General features: G+C 69.1%; 20 protein-coding genes. 8 read left to right on the forward strand and 12 right to left on the reverse strand.

The window, feature by feature from the left end:
• Window positions 1–195: 195 nt before the first annotated feature.
• Complete coding sequence (locus ACMGFE_RS23785; RefSeq protein WP_415379761.1) at window positions 196–753, forward strand: mechanosensitive ion channel family protein; 558 nt, start codon at window positions 196–198, stop codon at window positions 751–753.
• A gap of 49 nt (window positions 754–802) precedes the next feature.
• Here the strand turns inward: ACMGFE_RS23785 and ACMGFE_RS23790 are convergent, their stop codons facing one another.
• Together ACMGFE_RS23790 and ACMGFE_RS23795 are read right to left on the reverse strand one after the other, a co-directional pair.
• A complete protein-coding gene (locus tag ACMGFE_RS23790) occupies window positions 803–1798 on the reverse strand; it encodes a DUF7544 domain-containing protein (protein ID WP_436927761.1) in 996 nt (331 codons plus the stop codon).
• 83 nt (window positions 1799–1881) lie between these two features.
• A complete protein-coding gene (locus ACMGFE_RS23795) occupies window positions 1882–2274 on the reverse strand; it encodes a GNAT family N-acetyltransferase (protein ID WP_436927762.1) in 393 nt (130 codons plus the stop codon).
• Between the two features lie 445 nt (window positions 2275–2719).
• Here ACMGFE_RS23795 and ACMGFE_RS23800 point away from each other — a divergent pair, with 445 nt between their 5' ends.
• The 5 genes from ACMGFE_RS23800 to ACMGFE_RS23820 all read left to right on the forward strand — a co-directional run bounded on the left by ACMGFE_RS23800 (window position 2720) and on the right by ACMGFE_RS23820 (window position 7322).
• On the forward strand, window positions 2720–3715 hold the full coding sequence (locus ACMGFE_RS23800) for a formylglycine-generating enzyme family protein (protein WP_436927763.1): 996 nt from the start codon (window positions 2720–2722) through the stop codon (window positions 3713–3715).
• Between the two features lie 68 nt (window positions 3716–3783).
• Entirely contained in the window at window positions 3784–5385 is a 1602-nt protein-coding gene (locus ACMGFE_RS23805) for an alpha/beta hydrolase (RefSeq protein WP_436927764.1), read from the forward strand.
• Window positions 5386–5490: 105 nt separating this feature from the next.
• Window positions 5491–6465 carry a winged helix-turn-helix domain-containing protein gene (locus ACMGFE_RS23810; RefSeq protein WP_436927765.1) on the forward strand — a complete coding sequence of 325 codons (975 nt, stop codon included), beginning with the start codon at window positions 5491–5493 and terminating at the stop codon, window positions 6463–6465.
• A 63-nt stretch (window positions 6466–6528) separates the two neighbouring features.
• Window positions 6529–6777, forward strand: a complete 249-nt coding sequence (locus ACMGFE_RS23815) for a hypothetical protein (RefSeq protein WP_436927766.1) — start codon at window positions 6529–6531, stop codon at window positions 6775–6777.
• Window positions 6778–6779: 2 nt separating this feature from the next.
• Window positions 6780–7322 (forward strand): hypothetical protein, encoded by a 543-nt coding sequence (locus ACMGFE_RS23820; RefSeq protein ID WP_436927767.1) that lies wholly within the window; start codon window positions 6780–6782, stop codon window positions 7320–7322.
• A gap of 27 nt (window positions 7323–7349) precedes the next feature.
• On the opposite strand, the gene ACMGFE_RS23825 is transcribed toward ACMGFE_RS23820, so the two are convergent.
• The 8 genes from ACMGFE_RS23825 to pdhA form a co-directional block, all read right to left on the reverse strand.
• Entirely contained in the window at window positions 7350–8129 is a 780-nt protein-coding gene (locus tag ACMGFE_RS23825) for an SDR family NAD(P)-dependent oxidoreductase (RefSeq protein WP_436927768.1), read from the reverse strand.
• Window positions 8130–8219: 90 nt separating this feature from the next.
• On the reverse strand, window positions 8220–10220 hold the full coding sequence (locus ACMGFE_RS23830; protein WP_436927769.1) for an alpha/beta hydrolase family protein: 2001 nt from the start codon (window positions 10218–10220) through the stop codon (window positions 8220–8222).
• Between the two features lie 149 nt (window positions 10221–10369).
• Complete coding sequence (lpdA, locus tag ACMGFE_RS23835) at window positions 10370–11794, reverse strand: dihydrolipoyl dehydrogenase (protein ID WP_436927770.1); 1425 nt, start codon at window positions 11792–11794, stop codon at window positions 10370–10372.
• 92 nt (window positions 11795–11886) lie between these two features.
• Entirely contained in the window at window positions 11887–13425 is a 1539-nt protein-coding gene (locus ACMGFE_RS23840; protein ID WP_436927771.1) for a choice-of-anchor X domain-containing protein, read from the reverse strand.
• Entirely contained in the window at window positions 13422–14261 is an 840-nt protein-coding gene (locus ACMGFE_RS23845; RefSeq protein ID WP_436927772.1) for a hypothetical protein, read from the reverse strand. The genes ACMGFE_RS23840 and ACMGFE_RS23845 overlap by 4 nt, the downstream gene beginning before the upstream one ends.
• Window positions 14262–14519: 258 nt before the next feature.
• Window positions 14520–16223: a dihydrolipoamide acetyltransferase family protein gene (locus ACMGFE_RS23850; protein WP_436927773.1), complete on the reverse strand. Its 1704-nt coding sequence runs from the start codon at window positions 16221–16223 to the stop codon at window positions 14520–14522.
• Window positions 16224–16226: 3 nt separating this feature from the next.
• Complete coding sequence (locus ACMGFE_RS23855) at window positions 16227–17252, reverse strand: alpha-ketoacid dehydrogenase subunit beta (protein ID WP_436927774.1); 1026 nt, start codon at window positions 17250–17252, stop codon at window positions 16227–16229.
• A gap of 2 nt (window positions 17253–17254) precedes the next feature.
• Complete coding sequence (gene pdhA, locus ACMGFE_RS23860; RefSeq protein WP_436927775.1) at window positions 17255–18358, reverse strand: pyruvate dehydrogenase (acetyl-transferring) E1 component subunit alpha; 1104 nt, start codon at window positions 18356–18358, stop codon at window positions 17255–17257.
• A gap of 276 nt (window positions 18359–18634) precedes the next feature.
• On the opposite strand from pdhA, the gene ACMGFE_RS23865 reads away from it, so the two are divergent.
• Window positions 18635–19975 (forward strand): ABC transporter substrate-binding protein, encoded by a 1341-nt coding sequence (locus tag ACMGFE_RS23865; protein ID WP_436927776.1) that lies wholly within the window; start codon window positions 18635–18637, stop codon window positions 19973–19975.
• A gap of 11 nt (window positions 19976–19986) precedes the next feature.
• Here the strand turns inward: ACMGFE_RS23865 and lipA are convergent, their stop codons facing one another.
• A complete protein-coding gene (lipA, locus tag ACMGFE_RS23870; RefSeq protein WP_436927777.1) occupies window positions 19987–20913 on the reverse strand; it encodes a lipoyl synthase in 927 nt (308 codons plus the stop codon).
• A 212-nt stretch (window positions 20914–21125) separates the two neighbouring features.
• Here lipA and ACMGFE_RS23875 point away from each other — a divergent pair, with 212 nt between their 5' ends.
• Entirely contained in the window at window positions 21126–22379 is a 1254-nt protein-coding gene (locus ACMGFE_RS23875) for an inorganic phosphate transporter (protein WP_436927778.1), read from the forward strand.
• Between the two features lie 77 nt (window positions 22380–22456).
• Here ACMGFE_RS23875 and ACMGFE_RS23880 read toward each other — a convergent pair whose 3' ends face one another.
• Window positions 22457–24082 (reverse strand): potassium channel family protein, encoded by a 1626-nt coding sequence (locus tag ACMGFE_RS23880; protein ID WP_436927779.1) that lies wholly within the window; start codon window positions 24080–24082, stop codon window positions 22457–22459.
• Window positions 24083–24095: the final 13 nt, after the last annotated feature.

Raw genomic sequence — 24095 nt, forward strand, 5'->3', positions numbered from 1 at the left:
CGGCCAGCAAAAACATGGGTGAAAAAGCGCGGACTCGGCTTCGCCTCGTCCGCGTGAACCGCGCTCGCTCCGCTCGCGCGGATGCTTGCCACAACCCACTTCGCTCGGGGTCGTTCCTACCTGCACACCGCAACTCGAATCACAGCCACGGCACCGCCCCCGAAACTCTTGGATCGTCGGTCCATTGGAGGTGCTATGCAAACGCCGGTCGGGTTCCTGGTCGATCTCGTGGCCGAGACGGTAAACGAGTTGGCGGCGGCGCTCATGGCCGCTATCCCCCGGCTCGTGATGGCCGTCATCTTCGTCTCGCTCGCCTACGTCGCGATCAAGGTCGTCCTCACCGTCCTCCGCCGGTTCCTCCGCGGCGTCTACCCCGACGACCAGGACCTCATCGCGCAACTGTGGGTCACCGTCGCCGGCGTCTTCCTCTGGTTCGGCGCCGCGCTCGTGCTCTTGAACATCCTCGGGATGGGCGCGGTGGCCGCGAGCCTCGGCACCGCCACCGGCTTCCTCGCGCTCGGCGTCTCCTACGCCCTCTCGGACATGATCGAAGACGCGGTCTCCGGCGTCTACCTCCTCCGCGACCCGGACTTCAACCCGGGGGATCGCGTCACGACGCAGTCGATCACCGGGACCGTCCGAACCATCGAACTCCGGAAGACCCGGTTCGAACTCGACGACGGGGACACCGTCGTGCTCGCGAACAACGAGGTCGAGAAGCGCTGGACGAAAGAGGCCCGCGGGGGCGACTGACCGGCGGGCGGCGTCGACCGGTCGGACTTCACGGGCGCGGTTCCGCCGTTCAGTCGCGGACCGCCGCCCGCTGGTCGGGGATCAGGTCGAACCGCTCGTTCGTGTCGCCGAGCACCAACAGTGCGTAGTACCGCAGGTACGTGATCACCGGGACCTGCACGAACGCGGCGACGGCGATCACCGCGAGGACGAACAGGATGCCGACGACGACGAACGCCGCGATCCCGACGGGCTCGGCGAGGACGAACAGCCCGAACGCCAGCGCGGCCAGGACGCCGAAGGGGATCAACAGCAGGACGGCGAGGATCGCCGTGACGACGCCCACCAGCGCGCTGCCGACGATCCCGAGGACGAACGCGAGGACGGCGTACGCGAGGTACTCGGTCCACTGCCCGACGAGCGTGGACCAGAAGCGCCGCCAGCCAGCGAGCACCCCACAGTCCTCGACCATCATCACCGGGACGACGAACGCGGTCGTGAACCCGCCGACGATCGCGGCGACGAGCGCGAGCGCGACGAAGGCCGGGACCAGCAGCACCGCGAGGACGACCGCCGCGGGGCCCCAGTCGCCGAGCGCCAGCGGCACGAAGACGAGCGCCGCCAGGAGCGCCGCGGCGGCCAGGATCGCCAGCCCGACGACCAGTCGGAACCCGAACAGGCGCAGTCCGCGTCGGAAGTACCGCCGCCAGTACGTGCGGATCTCGACGTGCTCCTCGCGGAGCGACTCGACGAGGACGAACTCCATCACCGACCCGACGAGCAGGAGGACCAGGCCGACCGCGATCGCGATCACGATCGCGACGGCGACCGCGACCCAGGCTTCGACCGGGATATCGACCGGCGCGTCGACCGGACCGCCCGGCATCGGCGATTCGTCGGTGGGCCCGCTCCCGCCGAACTGGGCACCGCCCGCGTTCGCCGTCGGCAGACCGACGAACAGGCCGATCAGCGCGAGCTTCGCCCACCGCGTCCGGTCCACGGGCCGGAGAAACGCGCTGGTCGCCCGATAGGCGTCGTCGATCGCGTCGAGCGCGGACAGTGACATGTCTCACCGTCCGCGCGAACGTCGGAAAAGTATGTGTCGAATAGTCGCCACGTAACGCGACCGTACCGCGCCGTAGCGCCCGGTTATTGGGACCCGGGTTCGAGCCGGTAGCGGACCGTGGGCTGGCCCTCGAACGTGGGCCCGCCGCCGGCGTGTTCGAACCCCGCGTCCTCGGCGGACTCGCGGGTCCCGCTCTCGTCCTCGGGGACGAGGAGTTCGACGGTCATCCCCTCCGCCGTCGCGAAGCGGATGGGCTCTTCGAGCAGGCGGTCGCGGACGGCCGCCGACCCTTCGAGCTGCGTGACGTGGACCGTGTCTTCGCGCGCGTCGTAGCTGACGAACCCCTGTATCTCCCCGTCGTCGGCCGCGACGCGGACGGTCCGGTCGTGGACCAGGTTCCGCATCACGTCCTGTGGAGACGCCGTGAGCTCCGCCAGCCGCTCCGCGTCCGCTTCGACCGCGTCCCGGATGTCCATACCGCCACCAGGCTCCCTGCGCCATTAAATCCCCGCCTAGGAGTGGACTTCGGTTTCACTGGAACGGAGAACCGTACCGGCGACGGAACTGCAGCGGTGAACAGCGTGAAAGCCCCGACTCGGTAGACTCGCGCGAGTCGCTGCGCGCCTCACTTCGTTCGGTGCTTGCTTCCTCGTGCTTCGTCTACCGAGTCGCCCCTTTCATTCCCACCCGCTTCGGCCGGTCGGTCTGTCTGTGCGGGTGGGAATGAAAGGGGCCGGGCGCTCGCCGGTTACTGACGAAGTAAGCACCGCAGCGAAGCGAGGAGCGCAACGAGTCAGGACCGGTCGAGCGCCCGGGGGCTTTCACGCTGTCCTCGTTGCTGTCTCCGGTCGTAGTCGCAAACACACCGACGCGAATCCCTCGTACCCAAACCGTTTACTCCGCACCGGTCGAATCGCGGGCGTGAGCGAGGACGACCGCGCCTGCTGTAGCCCCGCACGCGAGACGGACCACACCGGCCACAGCGACGATTCCACTGCGGACTCGGACTGGCGGACCGAACCCGCCACGGAGGACGGCGAGCGCACGGACCGGATGGTCCGAATCGACGGCGGAACCTTCCGGATGGGCACCGACGAGGACGTGGGCTTCCCCGAGGACGGCGAGGGGCCGGCCCGCGAGGTCACGACCGGTTCCTACTTCATCGACAGATACGCCGTCACGAACGCCGAGTTCCTGGCGTTCGTCCGCGAGACGGGATACACGACCGACGCCGAGCGCTTCGGCTGGTCGTTCGTCTTCGAGGACTTCGTGGCCGAGGGCGACCGCGAGCACGCGCGCGAACGCGTCCCCGGCGCGGACTGGTGGGTCGCCGTCGCGGGCGCCGACTGGTTCCACCCCCGCGGCCCGAGTTCGAGCGTCGTCGACGACGACCTGCTGAAACACCCGGTGACGCACGTCTCCTGGGCCGACGCGGCGGCGTACGCCGACTGGGCGGGCAAGCGCCTCCCCACCGAAGCCGAGTGGGAGCGAGCGGCCCGCGGCGGCCGCGAGGGCACCCGCTTCCCGTGGGGCGACGAACTCGAACCGGGCGGCGAACACCGCTGTAACGTCTGGCAGGGCGACTTTCCGGAGCACAACACCGGCGCGGACGGCTACCTCGCCACCGCGCCGGTCGACGCCTACGAGCCCAACGGCTTCGGCCTCTACGACGTCTGCGGCAACGTCTGGGAGTGGTGTCGCGACTGGTTCAGCCCCGACCACCACACCACGGACGCCTACGATCCCGAGAACCCGACGGGCCCGGCGACCGGCGACGAGCGGGTGATGCGCGGCGGGTCGCACCTCTGTCACGAGTCGTGGTGCAACCGCTACCGGCTGGCCGCCCGGTCGAGCAACGACCCCGAGAGCTCGGCCGGCAACGTCGGCTTCCGCTGCGTCGTCGACGCCGCACGATAGCTATCGGACGTCGGATAGAAATCGCGTTCGCCACACGCTGAAGTCCCCACCGGGCCTCGGTCGATCTGATGACGGCGTTCGACCCCGAACCACCCTCCACGAACGGTACCCGCTCGCGCAGAACGGTCCTCCGAGCGGTCGCCGGCCTCGCGATGGCCGGCGGCCTCGCGGGCTGTAACGACACCTCCGGCGCTCCCACCGACTCGCCGGCGTCCGGCGGAACCGGGACCGCCACGCCGGGGTCCACTGCGGCGCCCACGGTCACGGCACCGCCGACGGCGACGCCGACGCCCGGTTCGACACCGTCGGAAACGGCGACGGCGACAGCGTCCCCCACGCCCGCGGGACGGAAGACCGCCCGCGAGTTCGTCGCGCACCTCCGCGCGGGCGAGTTCGACGCCGCGCACTCGCTGTTCGCCGATGACCTCGCGTCGCAGATGCCCCGGTCGACGCTCGAACGCTACTGGCTCGGTCTCACCGCCCAGCACGGTGCAGTCGGGTCGGTCGGGAGCGTCGAATCGGACGTCCGCGACGGGTCGGAGACGCTCGTCGTCCCCGTCGACTGCGCCGAAGGGGACCAGCCGACCGAACTCGTCGTCGACGGCGAGGGGCGCGTCTCGGGGCTGTGGTTCCCCGGGGAGTACTCGTCGCCCGACTACGTCGACGAGTCGGCGTTCGCCGAGCGGACGCTGACGCTCGAACCCGAGGGCTGCTCGCTCCCCGCGACGCTCTCGGTGCCCGCGAGCGACGACGGGGGGACGACGACCGCGACGGCGACGGCCGCTGCGACCGCGACGGCCACCCGAACCGCGACTACCGACGGAACGGCCACCGACACCGCGGCGGCCGCTACTGCGGACGGCGTTCCCGGCGTCGTCCTCGTTCACGGGAGCGGCGCCCACGACCGCGACGAGACCATCGGCCCGAACAAGCCCTTTCGAGATGTCGCACAGGGCCTCGCCAGCCGCGGCGTCGCGGTCCTGCGCTACGAGAAGCGAACGTACGCCTGTGACCGGCCGCGCGCGGAGTGGGCTATCGACGACATCATCGTCGACGACGCCGTCCACGCGCTGGGCGTCCTCCGGGAACAGGACGAGGTGGACCCAGGGCGAACCGTCGTGGCGGGCCACAGCGTCGGCGCGACGTGCGTCCCCCGGATCGCCGAGCGCGACGGTTCGGTGGCCGGCGGCGCGCTCCTCGCCGGCAACGCCCGCCCGTTCACCGAGGTCTACCCCGAACAGGTAAAACACATCTTCGAGGTCCAGGGCGGCCTCTCCGCGCGAGAAGAGCGCCAGCTCTCGACGGTGAAACAGCTCATGTCCGCCGTCGAGGACGGCTCCGTGGCCGACGACCGCCAGATCGGCCCGCTCCCTGGTATCTGGTGGAAGACGCTCTTCGAGTACGACCAGGTGGCGACCGCCAACCGCGTCGACGCACCGCTGTTCGTCGCCCACGGCGGACGTGACTTCCAGATCCCCGTCGACCCGGCGCTGTCGGGCTGGCGCGAGGGCCTCGACGACCCAGCCGCCCACCGCTTCGAACGCTATTCCGCCCTTTCACACCTGTTGCAGCCCGGAGCAGAGCCCTCGCTGACGACGGAGTACGTCTTCCCCGACAACGTCGCGGAGGCCCTCGTGGCGGACCTCGCCGACTGGGTGACCGGACTGTAGGCCAGCCGCTCGCTCGTCTGGTTCCGGCGACTCGGCGATGGACTTGTGAGCGTCGGCCGCGAACCGTCGAGGCATGCGACGGGAACCCGCCCGTGTGTCGCGGCCGTGAGTCCGCCGGGAGAGGAGTCCTCGGGGCGCGGCGACGACTCCGCAGAGTCAGGCGCGTCCGACGACTCGCACGTCGACCCGTCGGAGGCGTTCGCGGCGCTGTCGGATCCGCTCCGGGTGGACATCCTCCGTGCGCTGGCCGCCTTCCACCGCGAGTCCGGCCCTGGGCCGATCGGCTTCGCCGACCTGCGAAAGCGCGTCGACGTGCGCGACTCCGGGCGCTTTCGCTACCACCTGAACGAACTCCGCGACCACTTCGTGCGCAAGGCCGACGGCGGCTACCGGCTCACCCACGCTGGCATCGAAATCGTCGCGGCCATCCTCGCCGGGACCTACACGGAGCGCGGGTCGATGGGCCCCGAACCGCTCGATAGCGTCTGCTCGCTCTGCGACGCCTCGGCCGTCGCGGTCTACGAGGACGGGTACTGTGCCGTCTCCTGCGAGAACGACCACCCCCTGTTCCACTGGAGCGTCCCGCCCGCCGCGGCCGCCGACGCGTCGCTCCCCGAGGTCGTCTCCCGCGCCGAACTGTTCGCCCGCCAGGCCATCGAGCGGACGCTCGCGGGCGTCTGTCCGAAGTGCTCCGCGCCGGTCGATCCCGCCATCGTCGAAGACGACGCCGCTCCCACGCCCCGCCTTCGCGCCCGCTGTGACACCTGCGGCGCCACCATGGCGGGCCCGGTCGGCTTCTGCCTGCTCGTCGATCCCGCGGTCGAGTCCTTCTACCGCCGTCACGACCGGCCGCTCGACGACCTGTACGTCTGGGAACCCGCGTTCGTCGCCGACGACTCGACCGTCTCCGTCGCGGCGACCGACCCGCTCCGCGTCGAGATCTCGGTCACCCTCGACGACGAGACGCTCGCGGTCTCCGTCGACGAGGCCGGCCGCGTGTCCGTCGACCAGTCCGACCACCCGTCCACCGACCAGTCCGACCGCCCGTCCACCGACGAGCCGAGCCGCGGCAGCGAGTGACAGATCGCGAATAGAAATCTCGTTCGCCGAGCGCTGAAGTGAGCGCCGGTCGTCGATCCTCGTATGTCCGTGAACAGTCCCGACGCAGGTGAGCCGAGCCTGATCGCCGAAGCGAAATCGATGGCGGCGTCGCCGCTGCTGTACATCGGTGCGATCACGGTCGTCGTCGGCCTCGAGATCGTCGAACTCCTCCCGCTGTCGGACACCCTCACGGCGCTGTCGCTCTTCCCGATCGCGCTCGCGCTGCTGTACGGGCAACTGGCGCTCCTGGCGTTGCTGCGCCGCCGCGGCTACGCCGGAATGTGTGGGTGACCATGTACGCCGACCCCGACCCCGAGTGTGACGACGCGGAGTGGGGGAGGGGGCGGGCGATGCCGGTGCCGGTCGCCGTCGCCGCCGCGTTCGCCGGGGTCTACCTGGCCGTCTACGGATTCGACCGCTACCTCGACTACGCGGCGATGCTCGGCCCGCGCGGCGAGTGGCTCCAGTTCGCCGTCGTGGCCGGCGTCGTCGGTCTCCACGGCGCCGTCCACGCCGTCGCCTACGCGCTGCTGGGCGAGGGGTCGTGGCGCGACGCGGCGGTCGACGCGTCGCTGTTCCCCGGCGGCGTCGACCCCGTGCGTGTCACGGTGTTCCCGGACGGGCCGATCCGCCGCTCGGCGTACCTCGTCGGCGTCGCGGCGCCCGGCGTCCTGCTCGGCGTCGTCCCCGCGACGTGGGCGCTGGTGACCGGCAACCCCCTCGCGCTGTTCGTCGGCCTCGTGGGGGTTCTGCTGACCGGCTCGGACGTGGGCGAGCTGATCGAGACGGCGCGGGCTCCGGACGCCGCGGGCACGGTGGAGTTCGCGTCCTCGTGACGGGGACGTCAGTCTCGACTGTAGTCGTCACTCGGTAAATGTCGCCGAGAGAAACCCGTCGTCGACGGTGACGATCTCCCCGGTCGTGTAGCTCGCGGCGTCGCTCGCCAGGTAGATCGCCGCGCCCGCGATCTCCTCGGGCCGACCCAGCCGCTCCTGGGTCGTCCGGTCTTTGATGGTCTCGAAGCGCGGTTCGCCCTCGGTGTAGGTGCCCTGTGTCTGCTCGCTGATGATAAAGCCCGGCCGCACGGCGTTGACCCGGATCGCCGGACCGAGTTCCTCGGCGGCGACGCGGACGAGCGTGTCGAGCCCGCCCTTCGCCACGGAGTAGGCCGCGAGATTCGGGATCGCGCTCTCGGCCGACGCCGACGCGACGTGGAGGATCGACCCTTCGTCCATCGCCTCGGCGAATATCTGTGTCGCCCGGTAGGCTCCCTTCAGTTGCACGTCGAAGACGGCGTCCCACTGGTCGTCGGTGACCGTCTCGATGCTCTCGCGGGCGATGTAGCTCGGCGCGTAGACGAGGACGTCGACGGATCCGAACTCGGCTTCGACCGCGTCGCGGAGCGCAGTGACGTCGGCGCGGTCGGTCGCGTCGCAGGTCCGTTCGAGCGTCTCGGCGCCGCGCTCGCGGAGTTCGTCGGCGGTTCGGGCGACGCGGTCTTCGTCGCGAGAGGTGGCGACGACGTTCGCGCCCTCCTCGGCGAAGCCCAGGGCGATGGCCCGACCGATCCCGCTCGTCGCACCGATCAGGACCGCGGTCTTCCCCTCGACCGTGACCGGCGTGTGGGAGTAATCGAGTGGCATATCTCCCAGTCGGCGCGGTGGGACTTGGTGGTTCGTTTCGCGGCCGATTTCGTGACTCGCGGGATCTCGGGGGAATCCCGACCGGCACGGTTACGGCTCGCTGGCCCCCCGGTCGACGGGGATCCCGCGCCGTTCGAGCGCCGTCAGGAGGTGGGGGAGGTCGCAGTCGCCGATCACGTCGGCGACGGTGAGCCGTGAGTCGAACGGGACCGCCCGGCGCGTCGCCATCTCGTAGAAGCTCGGTCCGAGGTCCGAGAGCTCGACGCGGGCGACGTTCTCCGCGGCGGCCGCCGCGTACAGGGCCTGGTAGCTCCCGACTCCCTCGCTGACGAACGAGACCTGCGCGGCGCCGGTCTCCGAGCGGAGAACGGCAGCGGCCCGGAGCACGTCGAAGACGCGCATCGCCAGGAGCGACGTGTCCAGCAACAACGCGTCGTTGGCGAACTTGAACTCGGTGCCGAACGTCCCGTAGTAGTCGTCCGCCCAGGACGGAACCGGGATGGTCCGGTTGCGCACGGCGCCGACGCCGCGCGGGTCGAACACCAGCACCGTCCCGTACTCGTTCGCGAGCGAGGCGACCGTCTCGCTCCGCTCCGGGAGTTCCGCGGTCCCGCGGTCGAACAGGACGACCGCTGGCGACTCCGGGTCGGTCTCGGGATCCGACGCGAGAACGCCCGTAACGACGACGTCCGGATCGCGTTCGGTCCTGAACCAGACGCGTTCGACGGCCAGCCCGTCTTCCGTCGTTCGGTGGACGACCCGCGGATGCAGGTCACAGGACTCTCTGTCGAGGTCGAAGCGCTCCGCGACGGTCGCCCGCAGTTGCTCGCCGTAATCGTCACCGTCGTCGTCGACCCGCGGGCTCGCCCCCGCGTCGGGATACCTCGCCGCGACGTGGGCCGCTATCACGTCGTCGATGGTCCGTTCGTCCGCGTATTCGTCGAGGACGTTCCCCGCCTCGGTGCAGCGCACAGCGGACCCGTCGAGCGGCGCCGGGTCGTCGACGGGTCGGTACTCGCCGGCGTCGAGCCGGTCACACAGCCACTCGAACAGGTCGTCACGAAATTCCCACACCGCGCAGTGCTGGGCGTCGGCGACGGTCAGGTCGACCTCGTCTTCTGCGTCGTAGCAGGCGTAGACGTCCCGGACGCGGTCGAGCGCGTCGTGGGTGCCTTCGATGGGGAAGTACCGGTCGTGGGCCGCGGCGCCGACGCAGAGGGGGAGCGGCGCCAGGGCGGCGAGGAGGTCGTCGTAATCGATCCCGCGGTCGACGCTGCCGACGAGCGCCTGCTCGGCGTGCGTCCGGTTCCCGGTTTTCAGCTGTTCGTACCGTTCCGAGACCGAACAGCAGGGCGCGGCGGCGTCGATTCGGTCGTCGAGCAGGGAGAGATAGATCGTCTGCAGGCCACCGCCGGAGGTCCCCGTGACGCCGATCCTGTCCTCGTCGACGTCGGGGCGCCCGCAGAGGAAATCGAGGGCGCACCGGTCGTCGTGGATCACGTACCGGGCGAGATTCGTTCCGGCGTAGAAGCACTTCTGGCCGGCGTAGCTGTGCGGGAAGACCCCTCCGCCACCACTGACTTTCGCGTCCTCGTGGTCCAGGTCCCGATACTGGCGGCGTTCCCCCTGTCCGAGCGGGTCGACGACGAGCACGACGAACCCGTTCTTCGCGAGTTCGACGCACGCTCGCTGGTTCCACTCGTCTTCTCTGGCCGGTCCGGCGTGTCCGCAGAGGAAGAGGATCCCCGGATGCGGCCCGTCGCCGTCGGGCACGTAGCGGTTCGCTGTCACGTGGTAGTCCGGGCGACTCTCGAACGTCACGCACTCGACGGCGTACCCCTCGCGCTCGCGGCGGTCGGTGGTCTCCACGCCCAGGTCGGCAGACCGGTCGGGGAGGCCGCCGATACTCGCCGTCAGGAACGAGCGGACCCGCTCTCGGTGGGCCTCGGCGTCGGCTCGCGACTCGACGTCGTCCAGGGTCCCGCTCCCGCCGCCGCTCCCGAGTTTCGCTTCCGCTCGCCGGAGGAGATAGCGCGACAGCTGGTCCTCGACGTCGAAGTGCCCGTCGACGGCGGTGTCGAACCCGTCCATACACCCCCTGGGTCGCTCGACGCGTACATAAGGGTTGTTCAGGGGTGTCACGGCGTGGCGCGCAGCGACGGACGGAATCTCGGAATACGGAGACAGCGCGCCCTGACCGATAAATCGCGGCAGAACCGGCAGTCAGCGGGATCCGCAGGTCACCGATTCAGCGTGTGGATGGCTTTGCCGAGCGCGTTGGCGCAGGCCTCGCGGATGGCCTCGGAGAGGGTGGGGTGGGTGTGGACCGTCGCGGCCACGTCTTCGAGTTGCGCGCCCATCTCGACGGCCAGCGCGAGTTCGCCGATGAGTTCGGAGGCCTCCGGGGCGACGACCTGCGCGCCGAGAACGAACTCGCTGTCGGCGTCGCCGACGACGCGGACGAACCCGTCGTCCTCGCCGTGGGTGAGCGCGCGACCGTTCGCCCGTAGCGGGAACTCGCCGACGAGCGGGTCGAAGCCCGCCTCCTCGGCCTCGGCTTCGGTCATCCCGACGGTGCCGATCTCGGGGTCGGTGAACACGGCGGCGGGAATGGCCTGGTGGTCCAGCGCGGAGGGCTCGCCGGCGACGACCTCGGCGGCGACCTCCCCCTCGGCGCTGGCCTTGTGCGCGAGCATCGGCTCGCCGGCCACGTCGCCCACGGCGAAGACGTGCTCGACGTCCGTGCGGGCCTCGTGGTCGGTCTCCAGGAAGCCGTTCTCGTTCGGTTCGAGTCCGACGGCGTCGAGTTCGAGCGTGTCCGTGACGGGCCGGCGACCGACTGCGACCAGGCACTTCTCTGCACCGAACTCCTCGATATCGCCGTCCTCGTTCTCGGTCCGGACCGTCATGCCGTCCCCGGCCTCCTCCCAGCCCTGCGCGGCCTGACCGAAGTAGAAGTCGACGCCCAGCTCTTCGGCACGCTTGCGGACCACGCGCGAGACGTCGTCCTCGTAGCCCGGGAGCACGTCGTCCAGCATCTCGACGACGGTCACGTCGCAGCCGAGCTTCTGGTACACCGTCGAGAGTTCCATGCCGATGTAGCCGGCCCCGACGACGACCATGCTCTGGGGCACGGCGTCGAGCGCGAGCGCCTGCCGCGAGGAGAGCACGCGTTCGCCGTCGAACTCGAAGCCCGGTACCTCGATGGGCTTCGAGCCGGTCGAGACGATGGCGTGTTCGAACTCGATGGTCTCCGAGCCCTGGCCCTCGCCGCCGTGGACGATGCGGGCCTTGTTCTCGCCGGCGAACTCCGCGCGGCCCTCGACGAGGTTGACCCCCGCGGCTTTGCAGAGCTTCTCGACGCCGCCGGTGAGCTGGTCGACGACGCCGTCTTTCCACTCGACCATGCCCTGCAGGTCCACCGCCGGGTCGGCGTAGATGCCCATCTCCTCGGCGTGGCCGGCGTCGTGAGCCACGTCCGTCGCCGAGATCATCGCCTTCGACGGGATGCACCCGTAGTTCAGGCAGGTCCCCCCGTAGGCGTCCTTCTCGACGAGGGTCACGTCGAGGTCGAGCTGTCCGGCGCGGATGGCGGCGACGTAGCCGCCCGGCCCCGCGCCGATGACCAGTACGTCGGTTCCAGTAGTGACGTCTCCGACGACCATCTGTTAGTCGAACGGTCGTCCGGGCGGGGTTTAACTGTGGCGAGCGAGCAGGCGATGGCCGCGCGAACCGGTGACCGGCGGCCGGCCCCCGGTCAGATCACGTTCACGTGGCCGTCGGAGACGAACTCACACTCCTCGGTCGGGTCGAACGTTATCTCGAGCTGGTGAGTCACGACCATCCCGCCGATGATCTTCGCGGCCTCCTCGGGGGCCATGTCCGGGTCGGCGCTGTTGACGTCCTGGGCGACGACGTAGTATCGCCACATCCCGAGCCGTGCGTCCTTTCGCCGGAAGTCGAACTCGCCCGTGTAGACGCCGTCGTCGGGCTTCTGGTCCGGGTCGATGCCGTCGTCCTGCAGCACGAACCGCTCGTACTCGCCGTTCGGGCCGGCGAGGATACACTGGACGAACAGCTCGTCCCCGGTCACCTGGTTCCCGTCCTCGTCGAAGAACTCCGCCTCGACGACGAAGGGGTCCCGCTGGCCCGTGTCGACGACGTCGGGCGCGCGGATCTCGTAGCGCGAGAGGACGTGCTGGTTCGTGTTGGTCTCGCTGACGCTGTGGGTGTACGTCCCTCCGGTCGTCTGGCGGGTGTACGTCCACTTCACGTCGGCGGCGAACGGTCGTCCGAGCGCGATGGGCTCCCCGTAAGAGATCTCCGCATCGAGCCGCTCGCTCGTGGTCTGTTCGCCGGCGCTCGGGTCGGTGTTGTCCTGACCGCGCCGGAACGGGTCGCGGTCGTCGGAGTAGACGGCGGCCGTCGCCGCCGCCGCCGCGGCCGCGACCAGGCCCGCTACCAGGTAGCTGCTGCTCCCGCCCGACGCGCTGACGCCACAGCAGTCTTCGTCCCCGCCTGCGCCGCCACCACCGCCACCGCCGCCACCGACGATCACGGTACCGCCCTCCTGTGACGCGGCGATCGCGGCGGCGATCAGGAGGACGACGACGATGATACACAGGACGATCTTCCACCAGGGATCCTGGAACGGGAGGTCGCCGTGCTTCCCGTCGTAGGGAGGCGTCCGCTCGACACCGACCGACATCTCCTCGGGGAGGTACCCCGGCGGACAGAACTCGAAGTCCTCCTCGTGGCCCTCGAACGCCTGCAGGTATTCGATCACGTCCGGTCGTCCGTCGACGCGGGTCTGCTCCGGTCTGTCCCTGTCCGGCGTCCGGCAACAGCGATCCCGTGGCTCGACCATGTCCGTGAACTGGACCTCCATGTTCCCTTCCGGCGTCTCCGCACCGAACGTGAGCGTGTTCGGGTCGAAGTTCACCCGCGTGACGAATATCTTCTTGATCAACCGAGTGCGGTCTGACCCGTTCTCCGCCACGAAGCTGACGTGGTGCACGCCGGGCGAGACGGCGCTGAAGTCGGCCTCCCAGGACACCTGTCGCGAGGCGCCACTCGAGAGCCCGGACACCTCGTGGGTCCGGGGAGACACGGTGAGCGCCGGCGTCGATGCCCCTTCGATGTACACGTTCACACTGGTGGGAGAGTTGCCGACGTTCCGCAGGTGGACGTTGATGTTCTGGGCCCCGATCGACGTCTCGAAGATGCCGTCGGGGAGCATGAGGCCAGTGATCTGTTCGGTCGCGAACGGTCGGTTGGGGATGGTGACGTGCGTCATCGGTTCGCCTCCGTGACGAGGACGGTCAGTCCGCCCAGCGGTCGGTCGCGGTCGGTGCGTCGGTCGCTCCGGAGCGTGACGTTCACGAGCGCGGCCTCCCCGTCGAGGCGCCCGACGAGCGAGAAGCCGGTCTGTCGCTGTGCGTCGAGTTCGAGGTCGCCGATCCGCTCCTCGGCGTCGTCGACGTCGTCGAGGTCCGGACACGGCTCGTCCACGAACCCGAGGTCCTCGACGGCCCCCTCGTCGGGCAGTTCGAACTCTGGTCCGAACAGCGATTCGAGTCCCCGGACCGACTCGAAGTCGACCTGTTCGGCTCTCAGACTGAACGTCTGGGGAACGCGTTCTGCGTTGTGGACCTCGAACGCGAACGAGAACCGGTACTCCATCGACTCCAGCGCCTGGACTATCGTGATGTTCCGCTGTGCGATGTGTCTATCCGTCGGGACGTCGAAGGACCCGCTCGGCGACAGGGGGTCGAGGGGCTCGTGGAACACCTCCGCCAGCAGGCACACGTGCCCCTCGTTGACGAACTCCGGTACCCACGGCGTCAGACACAGCACCTCGGTCGTCTCCCCCGGGTCCAGGCTGACGTACGAAGTCCCGATCTGAGTCGCGGTCGTCCGGTCGAAGGCGACGGACGGGTTCGCCCAGTAGAACCGCACCACGGCGTTCTCGGCTCGCTCGCTCCCTTCGTTGCGTACGCGCGCCCAGACGTAACACGGCTCACCGGCGACCGGCGTCCCGGGAGTCCCCTGCGGGTCGCCACCCGGGACGGTCCAGATGTCGTTGCTCGCCCACCAGGGCTCGCCGTCGCGTATGGTAAGTTCGACAGTCATTATACGGTGAATACATTTCGATTTCACACGAATAGTAACCAGCCCGCTATCGCTGGGTTGGGGAGAGTAAGTCCGACTTACCTCGGAACCGCCCGACGGCACTGTCACTCGGAAGATCACTCGCGCGTCGAAGCCACGCCCGGTGGTCGGACGTTCGAGGAGGTGCGACACGGAGGCGGGCCGAGCGCGGCCGCTGGCGGATCCGGGCGACGCGGAGGAGCGGCGAACGAGACGCCTGCCCGCGCTCCGATCGACGCGTTACTCCAGCAACAGCAGGGTCGGGTCTTCGAGGTACTCCTTGAGCGTGTTGACGAACCGCGCGGCGTCGGCGCCATCGACGACCCGGTGGTCGATCGACAGCGAGAGCGTCAGCACGTCCCGTGCAACCACCTCGCCGTCAACGACCATCGGCCGCTTCTCGATGGCACCGAGGCCGAGGATCGCCGTCTCGGGGTAGTTGATGATCGGCGTGGCGTACTCGCCGCCGATGGCCCCGAAGTTGGTGATGGTGAACGTACCGCCCTGCATCTCCTCGCGGGCGATCGAGCGTTCGCGGGCCTTCGAGACGAGTTCGTTCGTCTCCGAGGCCAGCTGCAAGAGGCCCTTGCCGTCGACGTCTTTCACGACCGGGACCATCAGCCCGGCGTCGGTCGCGGTCGCGACGCCGACGTTGTGGTCGGACTTGAAGACGATCTCGTCGTTCTCTTCGTCGAGTTGCGTGTTGAGCACCGGGTGCTCGGCCAGCGCGGCGGCGACGGCTTTCATCACGAACGGCACGTAGGTCAGCTTCACGCCACGTTCCTCCGCGCGCGGTTTGAGCTTCTCCCGCAGCTCGACCAGCGCCGTCGCGTCCACCTTGTCGTGGTGGGTGACGTGCGGCGCGGTGAACTTCGAGCGCTCCATCGCCTCGCCGATGGTCTTGCGGACGCCCCGGTAGGGCTCGCGGCGGTCACCCTCCGCGGCCGCGACGGCGTCGGGTCCGGCGCCGCTCTCTGCCGTCGTCGTCGGCGGCCCCGCTTCGCCGGCGCTCTCAGCCTCGGCGAGCGCCTCGGCGTCGGCCTCCTGCGCCCGCTGCTGGACCTCCGCGTACTCGCGGACCGCCGCCTCGTCGACGTAGGGCTCGCCGTCGCGCATCTCGTCGGTCGGTACGTCGTCGATGTCGACGCCGAGTTCGTCGGCGACCTGCCGCGTGGCCGGCGCGGCCAGCGTCCGGTCGCGCCCGGCGGCCTCGATGGACTGGGCCGCGGCGCCCGCGCCGGTCGCGCCCGCCGCTCCGCCGGCGCTCGCGCCCGCCGGCTCGCCTGCGTCGCCGTCGTCGATGCGCGAGACGGCGGATTTCAGCCCGCCGCTGTCCCCCGACTGGCCGTCTCCCCCGTCGTCACCGATGCGGCTGACGGCGGATTCGAGTTGCGTGCCGCCGTCGTCGGACTCGCCCTCGTCTTCCGCGGCGGCGCGCACGTCGGCCTCGGTGACGCGACCGCCGGGACCGGATCCCGCGACGGCCGCGATGTCGACGCCGAGTTCCCGTGCGAGCCGACGGGCGCTCGGTGCGGCGAACACGCGCCCGCCCTGTCCGTTCACCGACTCACTCGCCTGCGCGGCGTCGCCGCCCTCGTCCGCGACGGCCTGTTCGGACGCTCCGACCGTCGCTGACTCGTCGGACACGGCCTCGGTCTCCGTGTCGGCGGTGGCGTCCTGGTCGCTCTCTTCCGTCGGCGCCTCGCCTTCCACGTCGAAGGTGATGATCACCGTCCCGACCGGGACCACCTCGCCGGGTTCGGCGAGCAACTCTCGGACCGTCCCGTTGACGGGCGAGGGGACGTCGACGACGGCCTTGTCGGTCTCCACGTCGGCGACGACCTGATCTTCGGTGACCGTGTCGCCGGGTTCGACGTGCCACTCCAGGAGCTCGCCCTCGGCGACGCCCTCGCCCACGTCCGGCAGCTTGAACTCGCGGACCATGGCTCAGAACTCGAAAGCGTCCCTGATGCCGTCTTCGATGCGCTCCGGTTCGGGCAGGTAGTAGTCCTCCAGCGCGTACAGCGGGTAGGGCACGTCGAAGCCGGTGATCCGCTCGATGGGCGCCTCCTGGTACAGCAGCGCCTCTTCCTGGATGGTCGCCGTGATCTCGCCGGCGAGCCCGCCCGTCTTGGGCGCTTCGTGGACGACCGCGGCGCGGCCGGTCTTCTTGAACGACTCGACGATGGCCTCCTCGTCCAGCGGCGAGAGCGTCCGCAGGTCGACGACCTCGACGTCGATCTCGCCGGCGAGATTTTCGGCGGCCTCCATCGTCGGCCGGGTCATCGCGCCCCAGGTGAACACGGAGACGTCCTCGCCCTCGCGGCGGACGGCCGCCTCGCCCAGCGGCACGGTGTACTCGTCCTCCGGTACGTCCTCGCGGAACGCCCGGTAGATCAGTTTCGGTTCGAGGAAGATCACCGGGTCGGGGTCGCGAATCGCCGAGGCGAGCAGCCCCTTCGTGTCGTAGGGCGTGCTCGGTATGACGACCTTGAGGCCGGGTTCGTGGACGAAGAAGGCCTCCTTCGATTCGGAGTGGTGCTCCGGGGCGCGGATGCCGCCGCCGTAGGGCGCCCGGACGACGAGCGGGCAGGTAAACTCCCCGCGCGAGCGCGTCCGCAGGCGCGCCGCGTGCGAGACGATCTGGTCGAACGCGGGGTAGATGAACCCCATGAACTGGATCTCCGGCACGGGGCGCAGGCCGTAGGCGGCCATGCCGATGGCGGAGCCGACGATGCCGGACTCCGCGAGGGGCGTGTCGATCACGCGGTCGGCGCCGAACTCGTCGAGCAGTCCCTCGGTGGCGCGGAAGACGCCGCCGTTCTCGCCCACGTCCTCCCCCATCACGACGACGCGGTCGTCGCGTGCCATCTCCGTCTGGAGGCCGTCCCGGACGGCCTGGACCAGGGTCAGACTCTGCGTTTCGCCGCTCGATGCCTCCGCGTCGCTCTCGCTGTCGGTAGTTTGACTCATGATTACTCCAGGAGCGCCTCGTCGCCGTGTCGGTCGCGCAGTCGCTGCAGGTAGTCGATCTGTTCGTCCAGTCGCTTCGGCATGCCCTCGTAGACGTGTGCGAACATCTCCGACGGGTCGGGCCGCTTGACGTCCTCGGCCCCGGAGATCGCGTCGGCCACCGCCTCCTCGACGTCGCTCTGGATGGCGTCGACGCGCTCGTCGTCGAGCACACCGCGATCACGCAGGAACGCCTCCATCCGCGGGATCGGGTCCTTCGCGCGCCACTTCTGGACCTCTTCCTCGTCGCGGTAGACCGAGGGGTCGTCGGCGGTCGTGTGGGCGCCGTAGCGGTACTGAACGGCCTCGATCAGCGTCGGTCGCAACTCGTCGGGGTTGGGGTGTTTGGCCTTCTCGACGGCGGCTTTGGTCACCTGGTACACCGCGAGCGGGTCCATCCCGTCGACCTGGACGCCCTCGAAGCCGTAGGCGTCGGCCTTCTGGGCGAGCGTCGCGCTCCGCGTCTGGCGCTCGCGGGGGACGGAGATGGCCCACTGGTTGTTGTTGCAGAAAAAGACCGCGGGCACGTCGAACACGCCCGCGAAGTTGAGCCCCTCGTGGAAGTCGCCCTCGCTCGTGGCGCCGTCGCCGAAGTAACAGAGGAACGCCTTGCTCTCGTCTTTGAGCTTCGACGCCCACGCGGCCCCCGTGGCGTGGGGGATCTGCGTCGCGATGGGCACGGCGACCGAGAAGATGTTCTCGTCCTCCCGGACGTTGCCCTCCTCGTGGCCCATCCAGTACAGCAGCGTCTGCTGCAGTGACAGGCCCTTGTGGAGCATCGCGGCGTGCTCCCGGTAGCTCGGGAACAGCCAGTCGTCGTCTGCCAGCGCGTGGACGCTGCCGATCTGTGCGCCCTCCTGGCCGGACAGCGGCGGATACGTGCCCATCCGACCCTGGCGCTGCAGGCTCACCGCTCGCTGGTCGAAGTGCCTGGCGAGTTTCATCTCCCGGTACATCTCGACGAGCGTCTCGTCGGACAGGTCCGGGACGGTCGCCCCCTCCCGTACCTGTCCCTCCTCGTCGAGGACCTGGATCCGGTCCTCCGGATCGCGCTGTAAAGTGCTCATAAAACCCTCCGAAGCATACCCGGACCAAGTAGGGCTGTCGGCTTAAGGATTTTCGTAAATAGCTTTCGCTGCACCCCAATCTTGCCAGTCTGGGTGGGCGAACCGGCGACGACGGAGCAACTTTCGATCGGTTTCACCTCTAAAAACCGGGTCAAATTAGACGAACGTCCAATTCGACCGATTCGACCCTCGTGGGAAATTAGCTGTCGATCACCGGGCGTCGGTATCACGTCGTTCCACCAACTTACTTGTCAGCTGCCCGTCTCGATGGGATCGATGGAACCGGACCGATCGTCGGGCAGCACCCGGCGGGCAGTACTGGCGAGCGCGCTGGGGGTCGCCACGGCCGGGTGTCGACTCCCGGGCAGCGACAGGGAGACGCCGACACAGGCGGACACGACGTCCACACCCGCTCAAGCCACTGCCGAAGGGACCACGCCCGGCGAGTGGGACCGACCCCTGGAAGTCGTCCACGGCTGGTACGACGACATCCTCGAACGCGGCCCGGCGGCGCTCGCGTCGGCGTTCGAAAACGCCCATCCCGATGTCCCGTTCAGCGTCGACGTCGCCGCCGATACGGCCTCCGAACGGTACGATCGCTACCTCGAACGCCGCTTCCAGAACGAGGACCCGCCCGGTTCCTTCGCGACGACGCCGGGGGCGACGCTCGACCGGTTCGGTTACGTCCTCGAAGACTGCGAGGAATCCGTCTGGACGGCCGCGGACCTCCGGACCCACGTCGAACCCGACGTCCGCCGGACGTGCGTGATCGACGACCAGTGGGTCGCCGTCCCGATCAGTGCTCACCGAGTGAACACGCTGTTCTACAATCCGTCGGTGCTCGACGCGGCCGGCGTCGACGCGTCGTCGCTCGCCGGCGTCGACGACCTGCTCGGCGCGTTCCGGCGCGTCCAGGCCGAGACCGACGCCACGCCACTCGGACACGCCGGAATGTACCCCTGGACCACCTTCCAGTTCCTCGAAACGCTCCTCGCGAACCGGGGGACCCACGACGACGTGCGTCTGGGCGAGGGATCCGTGGCCGACGTTCGGGCGGCGCTGGAGACGGCGAAACCGATGCTGACGGACTACGCGGATCCGGACGGAGACACGCACGGGTATCGGGAGGCGGCCGAACGGCTAGCCGCCGGTCGCGCGGCGTTCGTCCAGCAAGGGTCCTGGCTGGCCCGGCACCTCGAATCGAACGGACACGCCTACGGCGAGGACTGGGACGCGGTCCCGTTCCCCGGCGGCAGTGAGACCTTCCTGGTGTCGCTGTCGGCGTTCGCGTATCCGGCCTGGAATCCGACGCCGACGAAGACCGAGCAGTGGCTCCGGGTCGTCGGGAGCGAGGCCGGGCAACTCGCGTTCAACGAGCCGCTGTGGTCGGCTCCCGTCAGAGAGGACTGCTCGACGGATCGGCTCGGCCCGTTCCAGACCGACCTGTACGAGCAGTTGCGGGACGATCGGACGGGATTCGCGCTCTCGATGGCCCACGGTGTGGGATTGAGACGTGATCGGGTGGCTGACGTACACGGGGCGCTCCGGGACCATTTCAGCGGATCTACGTACGCCGTTTCGGAAGCCGCCATCGAGGTCTACGCGGCGATCAGGTGATCACCGTCGCGTCAGGCCCGTCTCGCTTCGACGCGCGCCCGCTCGACGCTCTTGCCGTCCCGCAGGACTGCGTCGACGAACAGTTCCCCCGCTCGATACGACGACCGGACCATCGGCCCGGAGGCGCAGTAGAGGAAGTCGAGTTCCTCCTCGGCGACGCGTTGCCAGGTGTCGAAGGCGTCCGGGTGGACGTAGTCGGCGACTTCGAGGTGCGACCGGGAGGGCTGGAGGTACTGGCCGAGCGTCACCACGTCGACGCCCACGCTCCGCAGGTCGGCGAGCGTCTGGTACACCTCGTGGTCGTACTCGCCGACGCCGAGCATGACGCTCGTCTTGACGTACGACGCAGACTCGGCGGCGGCCTGGCGCAGGACCGAGAGGGACTGCTCGTACCCCGCCCGACGGTCCCGGACTGGCCACTGCAGGCGCTCGACCGTCTCGACGTTGTGGGCGAACACGTCGGGTTCGGCCTCCAGCACGTTCCGGACGAGTCGCTCCTCGCCCTGGAAGTCGGGCACGAGCGCCTCGACGAGGATACCCGGGTGGCGCTCCTTGATCGCCTCGACGGTCCGCGCGAAGTGGCCGGCGCCCTGGTCCGGCAGGTCGTCCCGATCCACCGAGGTGAGGACGACGTAGTCCAGCCCGATCTCGGCGACGGCGTCGGCCACCTGCTCGGGTTCGTCCTCGTCCAGCGGGTCCATCCCGCCGGTCTCGACGTCGCAGAAGTTACAGCCCCGCGAGCAGGTGTCGCCCATCAGCATGAACGTGGCCGTGCCGGGGCCGTCGCGCCCGCTCCAGCACTCTCCCATGTTCGGGCAGTTGGCCTCCTCACAGACGGTGTTGAGATCACGGTCGCGGAGGCTCTCTTTGATCTCCGTGAAGCGCTCGCCCGACGGCGGCCGCATCTTCAACCACTCGGGCTTGCGGGCGCGACTCATTGACGGAGGTTAGATTCGGTCGCTGAAAAACGTGCGGGAGTCAGATCCCCGTCCGGTCCGGTGCGGGAGTCAGATCCCCGTCCGGTCCGGTGCGGGAGTCAGATCCCGTCCGGTCCGGTACGAGCGAACGACAGAACTGTGACCTGTCGGACAGGATATCAATGGATAGACCATTACGTCTGTACGCGGTAAGACGTATACGAACAGTCGCCATGGTCTCACTGCTGGTCGTCGCCGGACTGATCGTCGCAGCGTTCGTCGGATTCAACATCGGCGGGTCGTCGACCGGTGTCGCCTTCGGCCCGGCCGTCGGGAGCCGCCTCGTCAGGAAAGCGACCGCCGCCGCGCTCTTTACGGTCTTCGCGTTCCTGGGGGCGTGGACGGTCGGTCGGAAGGTCATCGTGACCATGAGCGAGGGCATCGTCCCGGCCGCGCAGTTCTCCCCCGTCGCTGGCGTCGGGGTCCTGTTCTTCACCGGCCTCTCGCTGCTGGTCTCCAATCTCTACGGCGTCCCCGCGTCGACGTCGATGACGGCCGTGGGTTCGATCGTGGGCCTCGGACTCGCGACGGGGTCGCTCAACGAGGCACTGATGTTCACGATCGTCTCCGCGTGGATCGTCGCCCCGCTCATCGGGTTCGGGATCGGTGCGATCGTCGGGCGGTACGTCTATCCCCAGCTCGCGGCTCGTCTGGCGTTCACGCGTCTCGAACGCCAGTTGGTACAGATCGACCGCTCGGGCAGTGTCCCGCGCCTTCGACTCAACGAGAACGCGTCACGGCAGGACCTCGTCGGGTCGGCGCTGGTGCTCGGGATCGCCTGTTACATGGGGTTCAGCGCGGGCGCCTCGAACGCCGCGAACGCCGTCGCCCCGCTGGTCGGCAACGGCGCAGTTAGTATCGATCAAGGGGTATTACTCGCCGTCGCTGCCATCAGCCTCGGCGGGTTCACGATCGCCAGGCGCACCCTCGCGACGGTCGGCGACGGCATCACGGACCTCCCCATCCTGGCGGCGCTCATCGTCTCCACCGTCGGCGCGTCGATCATCACCGTCCTCTCGTACTACGGCATTCCCGCGAGCCTCGCCGTGAGCACGACCTGCTGTATCATCGGTCTGGGCTGGGGTCGGGCGAGTCGTGCCGTCACGCTCGCGGAACTCGCAACTCCCACGCCGGGGGAGACGCCGAGTACGGAGTTCACCGCCGACGCACTCGCTGCCCCCTCGACGGTGGACAGCGGATCCGAACCCCAGACCGTGGGCGAGATCGCGGCGGGAGAGTCCCCGGACACCGAAACTCGACAGGGCGACGCTCCGTCGGTCCCTCCGATCGGGGAAGAGGACCTCGAAGAGCTGACCGCCGAGAGCCTGTTCGACCCGGCGGCGACGACCCGAATCATCTCCCTCTGGATCCTCACGCCGTCGCTGTCGGTCGTCGGATCGTTCGTCCTCTTCGCCCTGCTCCTGTAATCCGGCCACTCGACCGGGTATCAGCCACCCTCTCTCGCTACCGGACTTCCACACCGCCGTCGGCCGGCAGGGGTCCGCTAAACGAACTCCGTCTGGAACCGGCTGATGTTCTCGTCGGTCCCGGCCACCACGAGTTCGTCACCGGGTTCGATCACGAACGACGCGCCGGGGTTGGTGACGACGCTCCCCGCTCGTTCGGCGGCGACCACGGTACAGCCGGTCCGGTTACGGATGTCCGCGTCGGCGAGCGAATCGCCGACAGCACCGGGGACTGTCGTCCTGACGAGTTTGAGCTGCGTCCCCGACGAGAGGATCTCTTCGCCGAGGACGATCGACGCGAGCATCCGACCGTTGACCGCCGAGAGCGAGAGCACGTAGTCCGCGCCGGCGCGATACAGTTTCGACACGTTCTCGTGCTCGTTCGCCTGGGCGATGATCTCGATGCGTGGATTGAGTTCGCGGATGACGAACGTCGCGAAGATGGCCGTCGTATCGTCCGATAGCGCGAGGACGACGGTGCCGGCGTCGTCGATACCGGCCTCCCGGAGGACCGGTCGCTCGGTCGCGTCGCCGACCACGTCGACGGTCGAGCCCGCCGCGAGGTCGATAGTGGTGTACTGGTACCTGTCGTTCGAGAGCGCGGCCGTGACGGCCCGCCCGACGACGCCCATCCCAGCGATGACGACGTCTCCCCGCCGGCGCCGTCCCTCGGAGCGCGTCATCTCCTTCAGTCGGTCGAGTTCCGCCTCTCCGCCGGTCGCGACGAGGACGCTCCGGGCGTCGAATCTGGTGTCGAGCGGCGGTGGACTCCGGAAGGTTCCCCGGACCCACACCCCGATGACGGCCGCGCCCGTTCGCTCCGTGACGTCGCTCTCGTCGATGGTCTGGCCGATCAGTTCGCTCCCGCTCTGGAGTGGGAACTCCGCGATGTCGAAGTGCTCGTCGATCTCGACGGCTTCGGTGGCCTCCGGGTCGAACGTCCCGACCGCTTTTGCGGCGAGCTGCTCGCCCAGTATCTGCTTGGGCGAGAGCACGTGGTCGGCCCCCGCGTACCGGTGGTAATCGGCGGTGTCCGGGTCGTCGGCAAGGCTGACCGTCCGGACGTCGGGACTGACCGCTCGGGCGGAGAGGAGGACGCTCGGATTGGTCTCGTCGTCGACGTTGGCGATCAGCGTGTCGGCGTGCTCCAGCCGGGCACGTCGGAGTGCCGCGTCCGACTCGGGATCCCCGAACATCACCGTGTAGCCCGCCGTGTACAGGTCGTTGGCACTCTCCCGGTCTGCGTCGACGACGACGTACTCGACGCCGCGTTCGGTGAGTTCGTCGATGAGGACCTCCTCGCGGGGCCCGTAGTCACAGAGGACGACGTGCTCGTCGACGTCTCGAACCGACGTCGGGGCGCTTGACGTGAAGGCGTCCTCGAAGAGAGGCACGACGAGCACCGGGAGCGCCGCGAAGATGAGCACGAGCCCCGAGAGAGACATGAGCGAGACGAGGTAGTTCATCTGCGGGCTCGACCACGGGGCGTCCCCGCCGTACCCCACGGTGGTGACCGTCTGGACGACGGCTTCGATCGACCGGTACAACGGCTGCGGTCGCCCCTCCCACGTGGCCATCCCGTAGTTGTACAGGACCACGAACCCGGAGAGCACACCGACGACGAGGACGACGTAGTAGACGGTGAGACGCGTTCGCCGGTCCATCCTCTCTAGTATC

This window comes from Halosimplex amylolyticum (assembly GCF_051414035.1).
GTDB classification, from domain to species: Archaea; Halobacteriota; Halobacteria; order Halobacteriales; family Haloarculaceae; genus Halosimplex; species Halosimplex amylolyticum.

Bases quoted from the DNA above. Each gene is read 5' to 3' on its own strand.
- ACMGFE_RS23855 (WP_436927774.1), bottom strand. From the start codon at position 17,252: ATGAGTCAAACTACCGACAGCGAGAGCGACGCGGAGGCATCGAGCGGC.
- ACMGFE_RS23840 (WP_436927771.1), bottom strand. From the start codon at position 13,425: ATGACGCACGTCACCATCCCCAACCGACCGTTCGCGACCGAACAGATC.
- ACMGFE_RS23880 (WP_436927779.1), bottom strand. From the start codon at position 24,082: ATGGACCGGCGAACGCGTCTCACCGTCTACTACGTCGTCCTCGTCGTC.
- ACMGFE_RS23850 (WP_436927773.1), bottom strand. From the start codon at position 16,223: ATGGTCCGCGAGTTCAAGCTGCCGGACGTGGGCGAGGGCGTCGCCGAG.
- ACMGFE_RS23830 (WP_436927769.1), bottom strand. From the start codon at position 10,220: ATGGACGGGTTCGACACCGCCGTCGACGGGCACTTCGACGTCGAGGAC.
- pdhA (WP_436927775.1), bottom strand. From the start codon at position 18,358: ATGAGCACTTTACAGCGCGATCCGGAGGACCGGATCCAGGTCCTCGAC.
- ACMGFE_RS23805 (WP_436927764.1), top strand. From the start codon at position 3,784: ATGACGGCGTTCGACCCCGAACCACCCTCCACGAACGGTACCCGCTCG.
- ACMGFE_RS23785 (WP_415379761.1), top strand. From the start codon at position 196: ATGCAAACGCCGGTCGGGTTCCTGGTCGATCTCGTGGCCGAGACGGTA.
- ACMGFE_RS23825 (WP_436927768.1), bottom strand. From the start codon at position 8,129: ATGCCACTCGATTACTCCCACACGCCGGTCACGGTCGAGGGGAAGACC.
- ACMGFE_RS23865 (WP_436927776.1), top strand. From the start codon at position 18,635: ATGGAACCGGACCGATCGTCGGGCAGCACCCGGCGGGCAGTACTGGCG.
- ACMGFE_RS23795 (WP_436927762.1), bottom strand. From the start codon at position 2,274: ATGGACATCCGGGACGCGGTCGAAGCGGACGCGGAGCGGCTGGCGGAG.
- lipA (WP_436927777.1), bottom strand. From the start codon at position 20,913: ATGAGTCGCGCCCGCAAGCCCGAGTGGTTGAAGATGCGGCCGCCGTCG.
- ACMGFE_RS23790 (WP_436927761.1), bottom strand. From the start codon at position 1,798: ATGTCACTGTCCGCGCTCGACGCGATCGACGACGCCTATCGGGCGACC.
- ACMGFE_RS23820 (WP_436927767.1), top strand. From the start codon at position 6,780: ATGTACGCCGACCCCGACCCCGAGTGTGACGACGCGGAGTGGGGGAGG.
- ACMGFE_RS23815 (WP_436927766.1), top strand. From the start codon at position 6,529: ATGTCCGTGAACAGTCCCGACGCAGGTGAGCCGAGCCTGATCGCCGAA.
- ACMGFE_RS23875 (WP_436927778.1), top strand. From the start codon at position 21,126: ATGGTCTCACTGCTGGTCGTCGCCGGACTGATCGTCGCAGCGTTCGTC.
- ACMGFE_RS23845 (WP_436927772.1), bottom strand. From the start codon at position 14,261: ATGACTGTCGAACTTACCATACGCGACGGCGAGCCCTGGTGGGCGAGC.
- lpdA (WP_436927770.1), bottom strand. From the start codon at position 11,794: ATGGTCGTCGGAGACGTCACTACTGGAACCGACGTACTGGTCATCGGC.